The organism is Phytoactinopolyspora halophila (assembly GCF_003287285.1).
Taxonomy (GTDB): domain Bacteria; phylum Actinomycetota; class Actinomycetes; order Jiangellales; family Jiangellaceae; genus Phytoactinopolyspora_A; species Phytoactinopolyspora_A halophila.
In genome coordinates, this window is the sequence record NZ_QMIG01000001.1 from 1 (window position 1) to 15,787 (window position 15,787).

Sequence of the window (15,787 nt, forward strand, 5' to 3'; positions counted from 1 at the left end):
GGCGAGTACTAGGCTCCATCATCGTCCGATGAACCCAGCACCCCGCCAGGATCCGAAGACCCGTGATAGTGATCCAACAAGCTGAGTCCCCGGACAGTGCACGCCGAGTGCCCGCATTCTCGTCGTGGAGAGCGCTTTCTCACGTGCGCTCATCGCGCATGGCTGATCGGATATCGGCGGTCGCCCGTCCGTTACCCTGACGGTTCGTCCCCCGGCACTTCGCCTTCCAGGGGCGGCTCCTCCTCGAACGGCGGGGGTTCTTCGGATTCGACATGCAGCGCCCGCTCTTCGGCTGAGCCTTCCCGCTCTTCCGTCTCCGGTTCCTCGACGTCTCGTTCCTCGGCGGACACGTGATCTTCGACATGCTCTCTGGCCTCCCGCTCGCGCGGGCTGGGCCGATCCACGCCGGCCTCCGTGGGGGCTTCCACCGGCGCCACTGGCTCGGCCGGTTCCGGCACGTCTCCCGCACCGGGCGTGGCCTCGTCCCCCACCTCGGGGACACCCTCGCGGTCGAGCTCCGCGCCGGGATCGCGATGACGGTCGAAGTCGGGCTCGCTCATTCCTGTGTCGATTCCCAACGATCGCCGACGCAAACCCGTCGACCGCGGGCACCCGTATGGCCCGGGCACTCACCGTTACCCTCGTCGCCGTCCGTGGAATGGTCGTCGCGGACGAGGAACGGTTCCAGCAGCCCTGGCGCCGCATCCGCGGCGAACGCCACACCCTCGCTGGCTGCGACGTCGGGCGCCTCATAGACACCCCAGCCTGCCGCCGTCATCGCAGACACGGTCTTCAGGCCCAGGCGCCGTTGCAGGATCGACTCGCGCACCGCGATCGTGCTCACTGCCCTGCGCTTCAGCGCCGCGCTCGTCCGCGTCATCAGGCCGGAACGGACGACGACGTACTCGTCGACGATCGCATGGCCCAGGGCGCGGTAGGCGATCCAGGCGCAGCAGAGGGTGAGTGGCCAGGTGCCCAATCCCACCCAGATCGTCCACGACGGCAACACATCGGTGACGACCAGCCATACGAGCACGCCGACGACGGCACCGCTCGTGAACGTCGCCCCACCACATCCGCCGGTGCAGTGCCGCGCGGGGGTGGCGCTCCAGCGGTGCGTCGAGCGGGCCGGGGTGGCGGCCGAGAACGGCGGCGGCGACCGGACGTGCCACGCCGATCGGACCGCGGGGGAGGATCGTCGCGGGCTGTGATATCGACCAACGGTCGAGTCCAGTCGTGATCACATTCGTGTCTGCCATGCCCATCCAGCGCCACAGCACCGGTTCACTGATCTCCACACCACGCATCCGGGTGTCGTCGCGGTTGACCTCACGCGTTTGGAACAAGCCTCGCCTGGTGCGCAGGAGCGTGCCGCGCTCTCCCGGCACCCGCGCCAGTTCGAAGTTCCAGTACTCGGTGAAGAAGTTCACGGCGAGCCCGACGACACCGAGAGCACCCGTGACGAGGACGGCAATCGTGATCGTCCATCCCCACCCCAGCGCTTCCCAGTCGGCCAGCGCGTCGAGGAATCCCACGACGTCGATACCGAACGTGGACGCCAGCCAGAAACCACCCCAGAGCAAGCCGGCCGCCATGACGTACGCCCACACGTTGAACACGTTGTACACGACCCAATGCGGCCGCAGCCGGGCAAAGACCTGCTTGTCCGGCTCCTCGTCGTCATGCGCGCGCGGTTCGGTTTCGCTGCCGGCGGCCGACAGCAGCTCCCGGCGCAGCCCTTCGGCGTCGTCCTTCGTCACCGCATCCAGCGCCAGCGCCGATTCCCCTGCGGCGGCCTGCTGGCCAGCACCAATACTGACGACACGGAGCCTGGCCAGCCGGTGGCGCAGCTTGGCTGTCGAGTCCACGCTGCGGATCCGGTCACGGCGGACCGAGCGATACCGGCGGACGAAGACTCCGGTACGTCGTTCCACGTACTCGTTCGTCACCCGGTACCGGGTGAACACCCATCGGAGTGCATCGGTGACCGCGCCCATCACGCCGAAGACAGCGATCGCGATCACTGGCCACAGGTTCCCCAGCGTGGGCTCCACGCCGACGACCCAGATGGCGATCGCGCTCGGCGCCAGCGACAGGATGGTCCATATCGCGTCCACCCAGATCATCCGTACGTGCAGCCGCTGCCAGGGCGTCGGGTCGGCTGCTCCCGCAGATGCGGATGCACCATCGGCGAGCTCATCGGCCTGCTCGGCGGGCCGGTAATCGTCGTACTTGGGAAGGTCCGCGGTCACGTCGCGTCACCTGGAGTCAGCTGGGTGATCGTGGTGAGCCGTTCGGCCACCTCGGCCGCGACGTCCTTGTCGAGCCCGCCGATGTCTATGGCGCCCTTCGACGACGCCGTCGTCACCCGCAGTGTCGAGAGTCCCAGAAGCTGTTCCAACGGGCCACGGATCGCGTCGACGGTCTGGATCCGCGAGATCGGCGCGACACGCCACTCACGCACGATCCATCCCGTACGGGCATAGACCGCCTCATCCGTGGTCTCCCACCGGTGCACCACATAGCGCCACAGCGGCTCGACGACGACTACCACGAAGGCGAAGACCGCAGCGCCTATCACGGCAACGACGATCCAGGGCCGCGCCTCCGCCCAGCGTGCGTGGGCGACGATCGTGGCCGCCAGCACCGCGCCCGTGAACAACAACGACTGCAGCATCCACCAGAGAATCGCGCGTCGTTCGACACGATGATGGGGTGGCCTGAGCCGGACGGTGCGTTCGGTATTGGTCATGATCCCTTCCGGTCGGTTCGCAGGGTGCCGCGTCGCATGGGCCCTACTGAGGCGGGCGATGTTCTGGTGCTGCGATGGCGTGATCGACGAAGTCGACGAGTGCCGTTGTCTCCGCCTCCAAGTCGACCGTGCTGCCCCATGCCCAGCGGCTGAGCACACCTTCGATGGACTTGCCGATGATCACTGCCGCTGCGCGAGGGTCCAGATCGCGGACCTCTCCGTTCGCCTGGCCGATTTCCAGGATCTTCGCCAGCTCCGCGACCTCCTCCTCGTCAAGGTCGGAGAATGGCTTCGAACCGTCCGGGCGCCGATGGTTGGTGACGATCTCCGCCATCGCCAAGAACCGCGTGCGATGGCTTCCGAAGAACGACAGTTGCGATTCGATCCACGTCCGGATTCGCCCGCGAGCCGTTGCCTCGGCTTCCAGGTGCCGTTCCATGTACGCACCCGCGTCCTCGAAGAACTCGTGGACGAGCCGTTCCAGCAACTCGTTCTTGCCGGCGAAGTGGTAGGAGATGACGCTCTTGCTGATCCCGGCATGCTCGGCGATCTGGGCGAGCGAGGCGTTGGCGTATCCGACGGCGGCCACCGTCTCGGCCGCTGCCTCGATGATCTGAGCACGACGTGCCTGCTCGATGAACGACGGGGGTTTTCGGCCACCCGGACTGTTTTCAGGCCGCATGGACTAATTTTAAACCATACGGCCTGACAATGCGCCGGACATATCCGGATGTACACCAGAATCAAATACCCACCCCCTCCCAGTGGCTCCCGGAGACAACACGCTCAGCCGAGCGAATATCGGCCGATCGACCTATGGTCGACGACGAAACCACCTGGTTAAGCTGTCGCGAGTGTTGGAGGTGTAGCCCCGGCCACTGATTGTCCGGCCGGGGCGAGGACAGCGGAAAGGATCTGTTCCCATCGACTCGACCGAGCACGGCCAGGACACGCGGGGACGGCGTGGTGATGCGGGCACCCATGCTCGCGTCGGCGCGGCTACTCGTGCCGCGCAGTGGGTGGGTCGCAAGAGCCGCCAGCATCCCTCTGTCGTGGCATGTGTCATCGGAGCCGCCATCGGCCTGACACTGGGCAGTCTCGTCGTACCCAGCACCGACGAGCGTCTCTCCGACGGTGCATACGTCGTGATGAGCGAGCCCGCCGGTTCCATCGACCCCACGCCGTCGCCCCACTCGACACCAGAGCAGACGTCGTCACCCACGCCCGAGGAGCACACTGGCCCACGGGGAACGGTTCCCGCGCAGCCCTCCGCCGACGACGAAACAACCTCCCCCAAGCCGGACGAGCCGGGTGAGTCGGGTGAGTCGGGCGAGTCGGAGAACGAGCAGGACGAGCGGCCCGAACCCGATCCGGACCGCGACAGCGGCGAGTCGAATCAGGACGATTCCCGAGACGATGACACCTCGGAGGGATCGGACTCGCAGCCAGACGATCCACCCCAGGACGAGGCGAGCGAGGAACCCGAGGAACCGGACGATCCGGAGCAAGACAACGACGAGTCGGATGATCGCGACCACGAGGAGCCGACACCGTCGCCGACCGAGACGATGGATCCTCCCGAGCCGACACCCTCACCGGACCCGACAGATGATCGCGAAGAGCACTGTCTGGGTCTTGATCTGTCCCTGCTCGAACTGCTGCTCTGCCTTGGCCGCTAACCAGGCGTGACGCAGCTGGCCAGCGAACTCACGGAGCGGCTAGTTCACGGCGCCGTGCCGATCAGCAGCTACAGGTACAACCCCGTCTGACCGTCCGAAATGCGCTCGGAAGCGACGGCATGCAGGTCCCGTTCGCGCAGCAAGATGTACGTCTCGCCGCGCACTTCAACCTCCGCCTTGTCTTCGGGGTCGAAGAGCACACGATCATCCACCTCGACGGTACGCACGTTCGCGCCAAGTGCCACCACCTTGGCCCACGACAGCCGTCGCCCCATGGCCGCCGTCGCCGGAATGACGATGCCAGCGGACGACGTGCGTTCGCCTACTTCCGTGTCCAGCGCGACGAGCACGCGATCGTGCAGCATACGGATGGGCAGCTTCTCAGCATTCTCAGCGCTCACGCTGCCTCAGGATACGTGGTAGGCCCCGAGCAAGCACATTCGCCCGGCACACCATCCAGACCACGACGACACGTTACCGGCGTCGACGTGCACGCCAGACCAGGAGCCCTGCCACTAGGGCCGCTCCGGCGACGGCACCGAGCACCTCGACCCGCACGCCACCGCCCGGCGATCGCACCATCGAACCCGCCCGGTCGACGCTCTGCCGGGCCAGAGTTGCCGGGCTGAACCGCCCGACCAGCTCATCGATGTTCGCGGCCAGGCGCTCACTGCGCTCGGCCATCTCCTTCTCGATCTCTTCGACGCCCCGTTTCGGGCGCTGCGCGGGCATCGCGCCGTGCCCATCGCGTCCGGCCGCTTCCGGCCCGCCGGGAACCGCCTGAGAATCGGTCGACGCGCGCCTGGGAGCACTCACCCGGACCTCCTATTCAGCTCGTCTGTCCCCACCACCGTATCGGCATCCGGCAGCTCCCGTCCGTAAATCCCGTCCGTAAATCCCGGGTCGCGGCTCCCGCCATAACCTTGTCGCTCGTCGCCGCTACGGTAGTACCCGTGACTGAGAATCGACTCGTACCGGGCGACGCTGCCCCGCCCTTCACCCTGCCCGACGCCGATGGCACACCGGTCGCGCTCTCCTCGTATCAAGGGCAGCGTGTCGTCGTGTACTTCTACCCCGCCGCCATGACACCCGGATGCACCACACAAGCCTGTGATTTCCGGGACAATCTCGCATCGTTGCAGGCCGCCGGCCTCGCGGTTCTCGGCATCTCGCCGGACACGCCGGACAAGCTGGCGGAGTTCCGGGAGCGTGATGCCCTCACCTTCCCGCTGCTCTCCGATTCCGATTTCGAGATCATGAAGGCGTATGGCGCATACGGCGAGAAGAAGCTCTACGGAAAGACGGTGACCGGCGTCATCCGATCGACGTTCGTCGTCGACCCGTCCACAGTGGTCGAGAAGGCGATGTACAACGTCCGGGCCACCGGACACGTCGCGAAGCTCCGCCGCGAGCTCGGCATAGACGCATAGGCTTTGACCACATTTCGACGCCATTCCCCGGAGAGTCATGCGTAGGTTTCTCGGAATCCTGCTGATCGTTCTCGGCCTCCCCGTGCTCATCGCCGGAGGTGCCGCCGCCGTCTACGTGGGGCCAGACGATACGATCGACGTCCTTGACGAACAGGTGAGTGCGGATTCGGCAGTCGTGGCTACCGACACCTCCGCCATTACTCTCACGGGACCGACGCTGTACGTGTCCGCAGACACCGGCACCGGCGAGACGTTCGTGGGTGCGGCGCACCCCGTTCACGTCGACTCGTATCTCGACGGGGTGGCCCTGACCGAGATCACCGATGCCACCTGGCGCGGGGACTTCTCAACCACGACCGCCGGAGGTGACCTGGACGCGCCCGAGACCGCACCTGCCCAGCTCGACTGGTGGCGCGCCTCCAGCGCCGGGGCAGGCGAGCAGCAGCTTGGTGTCGAGCTCACCGACGAGCCTTTCCGCCTGGTCATCGCCGGTGCCGATCTCGAACCGCTGACGGGCGTAGACGTGCGCGTCGGTGCCGAGATCGACGGCCTGTTCATCGTCACCGTGGTGGCTGCCGCCCTGGGGATTCTCCTCGTCGTCGGCGGCATCCTGCTGCTTCGGCGCCGGAAGCCTGCCAGCGCGCCCCGCGATGACCATCACGATACCGAACCGGGCGACGTCGACGAGGAGACCGACATCACCGAACCAACGCCGCTGCGCCCGAGCTCCACGCGCCGGCCGGGGACGGTCCAGCGAACCGCCGTCATCGTCGGCATCGGAGCGTTCGCCCTGGCCGGCTGCGCCGAGCTTCCCGGCGAGGCGGACCACGAGGCCCACACAACGGTTGCGGCCGTCACCCCCGAGGCCGCAGCCGCCTTCTTCGAGCACTACACCGAGGTGAACAACGAGGCCAACGCCGAGCAGGACGCCGAGCTGATCGCGTCCGTCGAGACCGGCCCGCTGCTCACGTCGTCCCAGATGGGCTACGAAGTCCAGCAGGCGCAGGACGGCGATCCGATCGAACCGTTCACGGTCGAGCCGTCGCTGATCGCCGCGCCGGAATTCGACTCCTATCCCATGTGGTTTTTCGCTGCCAGCGAGCCGGAGGGCGACGCGGGCGGCAGCTACCATCTCGTCACCCGCGAGGACGCCGCGTCCCCATGGAAAGCTGCCCTGTCGACCTACCCGCCCGCTGAGGCCGACGTGCCACTGCCAGAAACCGATGACGGCGTGGCCACGATCGCCGACGACTCCACGGCCGAACAGGGTATGGAGGTCCTCGACGCGCTCGTCACCTACGCCGAAGACGGCGAGGAGCCCGACGGCATCGATCTGGCCGATGCCGGAGGCGTCAACGGGCTTCCTGATCACGGCCTGGAGATCGTCGAAGGCCCGGAAGATCCGGTGACCGTCGAGCAGAACTGCTCGCTCCGCAATGACGACGTCCGCTGGCTCGCCACCGACGGCGGTGCGCTGGCCCTGGCGACCATCGCCTGCACGCAGGACGTCAGCCTCGAGGACGACTTCAGCCTGACCCTGGAAAGCGACGGCTACGGAACGCTGCCTGGTGACACACCACTGACCGCGATGACGCTCACGCACGGCGTGACGTTCCTGGTTGCGGTGAACGACGACGGGTCAGCAGCGGTGTACGGCGAGTCCATGCTCCCGTACGAGATGGACCACACCGAGGAGTGACGCGGGACAGCGCGAACGGTCGACGAGGTGCGGTGGAAGTAGCGACGGGCGAGACGGGCACCGACCAGTGCCCTCGGCTGTGGCGTACCATGGTGGGGGCCTCCAGCGGGCCATGGTCGGTGCCTCTGGCGGGAGTGGCGGAACCAGGTAGACGCGCACGGTTTAGGTCCGTGTGTCTTCGGACGTGAGGGTTCGAGTCCCTCCTCCCGCACAGGTCGCGAGAACTCATGTGATGACCACACTGCCTGCACCGTAAGCTTGTTCCGGTATGTCCACACCCTCCGTCACAGATCTGCGCGCCCGGCTGTCCGAGCTGTCGCTGCGCGACGAGCGCCGGCTTCGGCGACGGCTGGATGGCACTCGCAGGATCAAACGCGAGGATGCTCGCGCCGAGGCACTCACCGAGATCGCCAGCGAGGTCGACGCGGCGGAGCAGCGCATCGCCAGCCGCGTCGCCCGCCGGCCCCGGCTCGTCTATCCCGACGAGCTGCCGGTCAGCCAGCGCAAGGACGACATCGCCGCGGCGATCCGGGACAATCAGGTAGTCATCGTCGCCGGTGAGACGGGTTCTGGCAAGACGACCCAGCTACCGAAGATCTGCCTGGAGCTCGGCCGCGGCATCCGCGGCGCCATCGGGCACACCCAGCCACGCCGCCTGGCCGCACGTACCGTCGCCGAGCGCATCGCCGAAGAAACGACATCCGAGCTCGGCGAGGCCGTCGGCTACCAGGTGCGGTTCACCCGCAAGGCGGGTGACGACACGCTGGTCAAGCTGATGACCGACGGCATCCTGCTGAACGAACTCGGCCAGGATCGGATGCTCCGGCGCTACGACACGCTCATCATCGACGAGGCGCACGAGCGCAGCCTCAATATCGACTTCATCCTGGGCTACCTCAAGCAGCTCCTGCCGCGCCGACCCGACCTCAAGGTGATCATCACCTCGGCGACCATCGATCCGGAACGCTTCTCCGCACATTTCGACGACGCGCCGATCATCGAGGTGTCCGGGCGCACCTACCCCGTCGAGATCCGATATCGCCCGCTGGTCGCCGACGCTGCCGACGCCGATGCCGCCACGAACGGTTCGAGCAACGAGCCACGGGACCAGGTGCAGGCGATCGTCGACGCGGTGGATGAGCTGGCGCTGGAGCCGCCCGGCGACGTGCTGGTCTTCCTCAGCGGCGAACGCGAGATCCGCGATACGGCTGACGCGCTGCGCAAGCGGTACGAGAACACGCGGCACCGGGGAGCCACGACCGAGGTACTCCCCCTGTACGCGCGCCTGTCCGCGGCCGAACAGCACCGGGTGTTCCAGCCACACACGGGGCGGCGCATCGTTCTCGCCACCAACGTCGCTGAGACGTCGCTCACCGTTCCCGGCATCCGCTACGTCGTCGACACCGGCACCGCGCGGATCTCGCGCTACAGCCAGCGCACCAAGGTACAGCGGCTGCCGATCGAGCCGATCTCGCAGGCGTCGGCACGGCAACGTGCCGGTCGGTGTGGCCGGACCGCCGACGGTATCTGCATCCGGCTGTACTCCGAGGAGGACTTCGAGTCCCGTCCGGCGTTCACCGACCCGGAGATCTTGCGCACCAACCTCGCGTCGGTGATCCTGCAAATGACCGCGCTCGACCTGGGAAACGTCGCCGACTTCCCGTTCATCGATCCGCCCGAGCGGCGCAGCATCTCCGCAGGGTTCGATCTGCTCCACGAGCTCGGCGCGCTCGACCCGAAGGAGCAGGACCCGAAGAAGCGTCTCACCGACATCGGACGCAAGCTGGCCCAGCTGCCGGTCGACCCCCGCCTGGGGCGGATGATCCTCGAGGCTGACCGGCAGGGCTGCGCCAGCGAGGTCATCGTCCTCGCCGCGGCGCTCTCCATCCAGGATCCGCGCGAACGCCCGGCAGACCAGCAGCAGGCCGCCGACGAGAAACACGCCCGCTTCATCGACCCCACATCGGACTTCGCCGCGCTGCTGAATCTGTGGAACTACCTGCGTGACGAGAAGAGCGCGCGCTCGTCCAACCAGTTCCGCAAGATGTGCCGCACGGAGTATCTCAACTACCTGCGTGTCCGGGAATGGCAGGACCTCGAAGCGCAGCTGCGGAATCTGGTCAAGCCACTCGGCGTCACCGTGAACGAGACGCCCGGCGGCGCGGACGAGATCCACCGGTCCCTGCTGGCCGGCCTGCTCTCGCACATCGGTGTCAAGGAGGGCTCGGCGAACGAGTACCTCGGGGCGCGGGGCACCAAGTTCGCGATCTTCCCCGGATCCGGGCTGTTCAAGAAGCCGCCGCAGTGCGTCATGGCCGCCGAACTGGTGGAAACCTCGCGGCTGTGGGCGCGGGTCAACGCGCGCATCGACCCCGAATGGGCCGAATCGCTGGCGTCGCACCTGGTCAAGCGCACCTACAGCGAGCCGCACTGGTCCAAGAAGGCAGGCGCGGTGCTGGCCTACGAGAAGGTCACGTTGTACGGGGTGCCGATCGTGTCCGGGCGCAGGGTGCAGTACTCCAAGATCGAGCCGGAGCTGTGCCGCGAACTGTTCATCCGGCATGCCCTGGTCGAAGGCGATTGGGAGACCCGGCACCGCTTCTTCCACGAGAACCGTGAACTGCTGGAGGACGTGGAGGATCTCGAACATCGCGCCCGCCGCCGGGACATCGTCGTCGACGACCACACCCTGTTCGAGTTCTACGACCAGCGGATTCCCGCGCACGTGGTGTCCGCGCGCCACTTCGACAGCTGGTGGAAGAAAGCGCGCCAGCAGGACCCCGAACTGCTGACGTTCACCACCGACCTGCTCACCACCGACGCCGCTGAGACGGTCACCGCCGAGGACTACCCCGACGCGTGGCGTCAGGGCGAGCACGAGCTACCTCTCACCTACCAGTTCGAACCCGGTGCGAGCACCGACGGTGTCAGCGTCGACGTTCCACTGCCGGTACTCAACCAGGTCGACCCCACCGGCTTCGACTGGCAGGTACCGGGCATGCGAGAGGAGCTGGTCACCGCGCTGATCAAGGCGCTGCCGAAGGACCTGCGCCGCTCCTTCGTGCCGGCTCCCGACACCGCTCGCCAGGTCCTGGCCAGCATTGACCAGGGTGACGTCAGCGGATCCGCCAACGCCGGGCCGTCGCCATCGACGTCGTTGACGCAGGCACTGGCGCGCGAGCTCACTCGGCTGCGCGCCGTCCCCATCTCCCCCGAAGACTTCGATCTCAGCCGCGTTCCCGACCATCTCAAGGTCACGTTCCGCGTGGTCGACGAGCACGGCAAGGCACTCGCGGAAGGCAAGGACCTCGGTGCGCTGAAACACCGGCTGCGCAGCGATATGCGCCAGAGCGTCGGACGGGCCGCGGCAAGCATCGAACGTTCGGGCCTGCGGGAGTGGAGCGTCGGCACCGTGCCACGCACGTTCGAACAGCAGCAGCACGGCCACGTCGTCACCGGATATCCGGCACTGGTCGACGAGGGAGACAGCGTCGCGCTGAAGGTGCTGCACACCGAGGCCGACCAGCAGGCGGCGCATCCCGCCGGGGTACGGCGCCTCCTCGTGCTGAGCATCCCCTCGCCGGTCACGTTCGTACAGCGGCATCTGACGAACGAAACCAAGCTCATGCTCAGCAACGCCCCTCATGGTAGCGTCGCCGACCTGCTGTGGGATTGCACGGACTGCACGGCAGACGCGCTGATCGCCGACGCCGGCGGGCCTCCGTGGGACGAAGCCGGATTTACCGCGTTACGCGAAAAGGTGCGCGGGCAGCTAATCGAACAGGTCTTCGCCGTCGTCGAAGACGTCGAACGAATCCTGACGATCGCCCATCGGGTACGCACCCACCTGTCCCGGAGCAAGGACATGGCGATCGCGCCGTCACTCGTTGACGCGAAGGACCACCTGGATCAGCTAATCTATCGTGGCTTCGTCACCTCTACCGGCCGCAAGCGGCTGCCCGACCTGGTTCGTTACGTGACGGCCATCGAACGCCGGCTCGACAAATTGCCAGCAAGCCCGCAGCGAGATCGCCTGCACATGGACACGATCGCCCGGGTCCAAGAGGCGTACCACGAGATGCTCGACGCCCTGCCGCCAGACCAGCCACCCGGTCCGGAACACGACGCCATCCACTGGATGATCGAAGAACTCCACGTCAGCCTGTTCGCCCAAGACGTCGGCACGGCGCATCCGGTCTCGGAGAAGCGCATCCTGCGAGCCATCAGCCAGCTACGATGAGCCGGTCTCACCGGTGCGTCTACGCGTCGTCGAACACGTCGCCCAAGGAGGCCGCTGTCGCCGCCCGGCGCACCCATTCGTCGAGCTGATCAAGGTCATGGCACTCGAGAATGCGGGTGCGCACGCCCGGTGGAACCATGATGTCCCGGGCCGCCAAGATCGCCAGGATAGCCTCCGCTTCGCCACGCGCCCGTCCTTCGGCCCGGCCCTCCGAGTGCCCTTCGGCCCGGCCCTCCGAGTGCCCTTCGGTGAGAGCCTGCTCGCGCCAGCGGCGCAGAAACTCGCTCTTGACCTCGTACGTCCCAGTGGCCATCAGTTCCTCCACGTAACGCCGCGCCGCTCCGGACAACGCACCCAGTACAACATCAGAGTACAGAGCCGCATGATCAGTATCCATAGCGTCGAACGCTTGCACGACCGCATCCAGCACCTCCCGGTGCTGTGGCTCGTCGCCATGGGCAATGGCCGACAACACCACCAATTCCGGAACCGCGTGCGCCTGCTCTGATCCAGCCACCACAGGTACCTGGTCGGGACCGAGTACCAGCGGACGCAAGATCCATCCCGGGTGGCCGAGTTCGATGGGCTGGGCGCACCACCGGGCGATCACTGCGTCGGCACACACCACGAGCAACACCGCTGGGCACGAAAGCCGGGCATGGAGCGTCGCCAGGTATGCTGGCCAGCTCGTTCGTTTCGTCGGGTCACGGCCCAACTGGACCTCGACCACCACCGCCAGAACCGGATCGCCCGTCTTCGTGGTGAGCAGCACCACGGCATCCGCACGGAATTCGGTCGGTACCAGCGCAGTCAAGTCTCCCGACTCGAGACGGATCCGATCATAGGAAGGCAGGGCCGTACTCAGCGGCCCGGTCAACAAGCTCGGCACCAATGACGGACGGCACCGAAACATCTCGGTCAGGGCTTCGTGCAAGCTCGACGGCATGGGTCACGATGCTCGGCCGGGCGGCTTGTGGATTGCATCTCGCTATCCACAGGCACGGTGTGATATAGGGCCGCCTCGCCACGAGCGCGACTCGCCATCAGCGTCAGGAACCGACATTGTCGTGGCCATGACCTCGACGATGTCGGTTCCTGGCCAACCGTGCCAGCCGAATCCCGACATTCGACAGCTGAGGAGAACGCACCTCCAGCCCACGGCGCCGGCGACCTGGCCCGAGCGCCTGGAACAGCTCGTCAGGCAGATACGCGGCCGGCAGGAATAGGCACGTGCTCTGTCTGCCTTCATCATCTATGCTGGGTGCTGCCAGCGGTTCGTGAGGTAGCTGCCCGTGCGGGTAGGGCCTGGCGACGCAAGAGGGAACCCGGTGTGAATCCGGGACTGCCCCGCAGCGGTGAACGGGAACGACCACCGTCACAGGCACTGGGCGAGATCGCCTGGGAAGCGACGGTCAGTAGGTGAGTGCACGCTCTCGCCCGTGAGTCCGAAGACCTGCCGCCGGTAGCGCGCATCACCCGGTGCGCGCTCGTCCGGAGCCTCGAGGGAGGGCTGCCGCGTAGGGCTGGTGGCAATGCATCGCAGACGCCGTCACGTACCATCGCGGTCAGGTCATCCCGTGCGGCCCGGACACCGATCCGAGCTCGCGAGGGAGAGAGTACGTGACAGAAACACCAGGTATCCCGGCTATCGGCGCGACCGTTCTGGGGTATCCACGCATCGGTCCGCACCGGGAGCTGAAGAAGGCACTCGAAGGGTATTGGGCCGGAGCGGTCAGCCGGCACGATCTCGAACACACTGCCGCCACCCTGAGAAGGCAGAGCGTTCGGCGGATGGCCGAGCTCGGCCTGGACACGGTGCCGTCCAACACCTTCTCGCTGTACGACCACGTGCTCGACGCGGCCGTACTCGTTGGCGCCGTTCCGCAGCGCTTCACCAGCTTTGAGGACGAGTTGGACAGGTATTTCGCCATGGCGCGCGGAGCGGCGAGTCGCCGGACGAGGAACGAGGGAGGCGACGAGCGCGACCAGCCGGACGGTGACGTTGGCGACGTCGCTCCGCTGGAGATGACCAAGTGGTTTGACACGAACTATCACTACCTGGTCCCCGAGATCGGCCCGGCGACGCCGTTCCAGCTGAACGCGGCCAAGCTCGTCGCCGAGTACCGGGAGGCGCTTGCCGAAGGCGTCGTCACCCGGCCCGTCACCATCGGCCCGGCCAGCCTGCTGCTCCTGGCCAAGCCGGACGACGAGGCACCAGCCGGGTTCCGTCCGTTCGACCGCCTCGACGAGCTGACCAGCATCTATGCCGAGCTTCTCGAGACTCTCGCGGATGCGGGCGTGCCGTGGATCCAGCTGGACGAGCCCAGCTTCGTCGCCGACCGCGATGCCGCCGAGATCACCGCGTTGCAGCGCGTGTACCAGCGGCTTGCCACGCTCGAACGCCGGCCCGCGATATTCGTTGCCTCGTACTTCGGTGATCTCGGGGACGCCTTGCCCGCGCTTGCCATGACGCCCGTCGAAGCCATCGGTGTCGATCTCGTCGCCGGCAGCGGCGCCGGTCGCGTCGCGGCGACGCCGAACCTGGCTGGAAAGACGGTGGTCGCTGGCGTCGTCGACGGTCGGAACGTCTGGCGCGCCGATCTCGAGTCAGCACTGGGCAGCCTGGCGACGCTGCTCGGTCTCGCCGGCGATGTCGCGGTGAGCACGTCGTGCTCGCTGCTGCACGTTCCGTACGATCTCGATGCCGAGCCGGACATCGACTCGCGGCTACGGTCCTGGCTGGCGTTTGCCGATCAGAAGGTGACCGAGGTGGTGACGCTCGCCCGGGGCCTGCACGAGGGGTACGACGCGGTGGCCGGCCGCATTCAGGAAGGGACATCGGCGCGGGACGATCGCGCCACGGCGTCCAGCGTGGTCGATCCGGCCGTGCGCCAGCGAATCGCCGATCTTCCACCCGAGGCGTCGCAGCGCAGCCCGTACGCGCACCGCATCGCCGTACAAGCGGACAACCTGGACCTGCCTCCGCTGCCCACCACCACGATCGGTTCGTTCCCGCAGACCGGCGACGTTCGATCGGTTCGTGCCGCCTACCGCAACGGGCAGATCGACGCGGACGAGTACAGCTCCCGGATGCGCACCGAGATCGAGCGCATCATCCGGCTTCAGGAACGGCTCGGTCTCGACGTGCTCGTCCACGGCGAACCGGAACGCAACGACATGGTGCAGTACTTCGCCGAGCTGCTGAACGGCTTCATCACGACACGCAACGGCTGGGTGCAATCGTACGGTTCCAGGTGCGTGCGCCCGCCCATCGTGTATGGCGACGTCAGCCGTCCCGCTCCGATGACCGTCGAGTGGGCGTCCTACGCCCAAGGGCTCACGGACCGGCCGGTCAAGGGCATGCTCACGGGACCGGTCACCATGCTGGCGTGGTCTTTCGTCCGTGATGATCAGCCGCTGGCCGACACTGCACGTCAGGTTGCCCTGGCGATCCGCGACGAGACCCGCGATCTGGAAGCGGAGGGCATCCGCATCATCCAGGTCGACGAGCCGGCCATCCGCGAGCTCTTGCCGCTGCGCGCTAGCGAACAGCCGGAGTATCTGCGGTGGGCGGTTGATGCGTTCCGGCTGGCAACGTCGGGCGTCGCCGACACGACACAGATCCACACCCACATGTGCTACTCCGAGTTCGGCGAGGTCATGTCCGCGATCGACGGCCTGGAGGCCGACGTGACCAGCATCGAGGCCGCCCGCTCGAAGATGGAGATCCTTCCCGAGCTGGCGGCGTCCGGGTTTGCCAGGGGCATCGGTCCCGGCGTCTACGACATCCACTCGCCGCGTGTACCCAGCAACGACGAGATCGCGACCTTGCTCCTGCGCGCCAGCCAGGCCGTCCCGGCGACGCGGCTGTGGGTCAACCCGGATTGCGGCCTGAAGACACGCTCCTATGCCGAAGTGGAACCTGCCCTCGCGGCCATGGTCACGGCCGTGCGTCAGGTGCGAGAGGCACTGTGACGCGTGCCGGCG

General features: G+C 66.9%; 12 protein-coding genes, 1 tRNA gene, 2 pseudogenes and 1 riboswitch. Of the genes and pseudogenes, 6 read left to right on the plus strand and 9 right to left on the minus strand.

The genetic code is table 11. The features are described 5' to 3' along the window. Positions 1-191: 191 nt before the first annotated feature. The 6 genes and pseudogenes from DPM12_RS00005 to DPM12_RS00020 all read right to left on the minus strand — a co-directional run bounded on the left by DPM12_RS00005 (position 192) and on the right by DPM12_RS00020 (position 3,434). Positions 192-560 (minus strand): hypothetical protein, encoded by a 369-nt coding sequence (locus DPM12_RS00005; protein ID WP_112256035.1) that lies wholly within the window; start codon positions 558-560, stop codon positions 192-194. Then, entirely contained in the window at positions 557-778 is a 222-nt protein-coding gene (locus tag DPM12_RS23475) for a hypothetical protein (protein WP_211658273.1), read from the minus strand. The genes DPM12_RS00005 and DPM12_RS23475 overlap by 4 nt, the downstream gene beginning before the upstream one ends. A gap of 6 nt (positions 779-784) precedes the next feature. Further along, a pseudogene (locus DPM12_RS24200) lies at positions 785-880 on the minus strand (hypothetical protein); the annotation flags it as partial. A 904-nt stretch (positions 881-1,784) separates the two neighbouring features. Further along, positions 1,785-2,126: pseudogene (locus DPM12_RS24205) on the minus strand (PH domain-containing protein); the annotation flags it as partial. 122 nt (positions 2,127-2,248) lie between these two features. Continuing rightward, positions 2,249-2,752 (minus strand): PH domain-containing protein, encoded by a 504-nt coding sequence (locus DPM12_RS00015; RefSeq protein ID WP_112256037.1) that lies wholly within the window; start codon positions 2,750-2,752, stop codon positions 2,249-2,251. A 43-nt stretch (positions 2,753-2,795) separates the two neighbouring features. After that, entirely contained in the window at positions 2,796-3,434 is a 639-nt protein-coding gene (locus DPM12_RS00020; protein ID WP_112256039.1) for a TetR/AcrR family transcriptional regulator, read from the minus strand. Between the two features lie 370 nt (positions 3,435-3,804). Here DPM12_RS00020 and DPM12_RS00025 point away from each other — a divergent pair, with 370 nt between their 5' ends. Beyond that, the gene (locus tag DPM12_RS00025) at positions 3,805-4,431 is read left to right on the plus strand and encodes a hypothetical protein (RefSeq protein ID WP_123788389.1); all 627 of its coding nucleotides are present in this window, start codon (positions 3,805-3,807) and stop codon (positions 4,429-4,431) included. 68 nt (positions 4,432-4,499) lie between these two features. On the opposite strand, the gene DPM12_RS00030 is transcribed toward DPM12_RS00025, so the two are convergent. Continuing rightward, complete coding sequence (locus DPM12_RS00030; protein WP_112256636.1) at positions 4,500-4,796, minus strand: GroES family chaperonin; 297 nt, start codon at positions 4,794-4,796, stop codon at positions 4,500-4,502. A gap of 109 nt (positions 4,797-4,905) precedes the next feature. Beyond that, a complete protein-coding gene (locus DPM12_RS00035; protein ID WP_112256043.1) occupies positions 4,906-5,247 on the minus strand; it encodes a DUF3618 domain-containing protein in 342 nt (113 codons plus the stop codon). Between the two features lie 137 nt (positions 5,248-5,384). Between DPM12_RS00035 and bcp the strand changes: the two genes are divergently transcribed. The 4 genes from bcp (at position 5,385) to hrpA (ending at position 11,800) form a co-directional block, all read left to right on the plus strand. After that, positions 5,385-5,861, plus strand: coding sequence for a thioredoxin-dependent thiol peroxidase (gene bcp, locus DPM12_RS00040; RefSeq protein ID WP_112256045.1), 477 nt, complete (start codon positions 5,385-5,387; stop codon positions 5,859-5,861). Positions 5,862-5,898: 37 nt separating this feature from the next. Then, positions 5,899-7,560, plus strand: coding sequence for a DUF8094 domain-containing protein (locus tag DPM12_RS00045; RefSeq protein WP_112256046.1), 1,662 nt, complete (start codon positions 5,899-5,901; stop codon positions 7,558-7,560). Between the two features lie 128 nt (positions 7,561-7,688). Further along, positions 7,689-7,771 (plus strand) — tRNA-Leu (locus tag DPM12_RS00050). Between the two features lie 57 nt (positions 7,772-7,828). After that, complete coding sequence (gene hrpA / locus DPM12_RS00055; protein WP_112256048.1) at positions 7,829-11,800, plus strand: ATP-dependent RNA helicase HrpA; 3,972 nt, start codon at positions 7,829-7,831, stop codon at positions 11,798-11,800. 19 nt (positions 11,801-11,819) lie between these two features. On the opposite strand, the gene DPM12_RS00060 is transcribed toward hrpA, so the two are convergent. Continuing rightward, positions 11,820-12,614, minus strand: a complete 795-nt coding sequence (locus tag DPM12_RS00060; RefSeq protein WP_211658123.1) for a hypothetical protein — start codon at positions 12,612-12,614, stop codon at positions 11,820-11,822. 440 nt (positions 12,615-13,054) lie between these two features. Further along, positions 13,055-13,275, plus strand: a riboswitch (cobalamin riboswitch). Between the two features lie 145 nt (positions 13,276-13,420). On the opposite strand from DPM12_RS00060, the gene metE reads away from it, so the two are divergent. Beyond that, complete coding sequence (gene metE / locus DPM12_RS00065) at positions 13,421-15,775, plus strand: 5-methyltetrahydropteroyltriglutamate--homocysteine S-methyltransferase (protein WP_170313649.1); 2,355 nt, start codon at positions 13,421-13,423, stop codon at positions 15,773-15,775. The last annotated feature ends 12 nt before the right edge of the window (positions 15,776-15,787 follow it).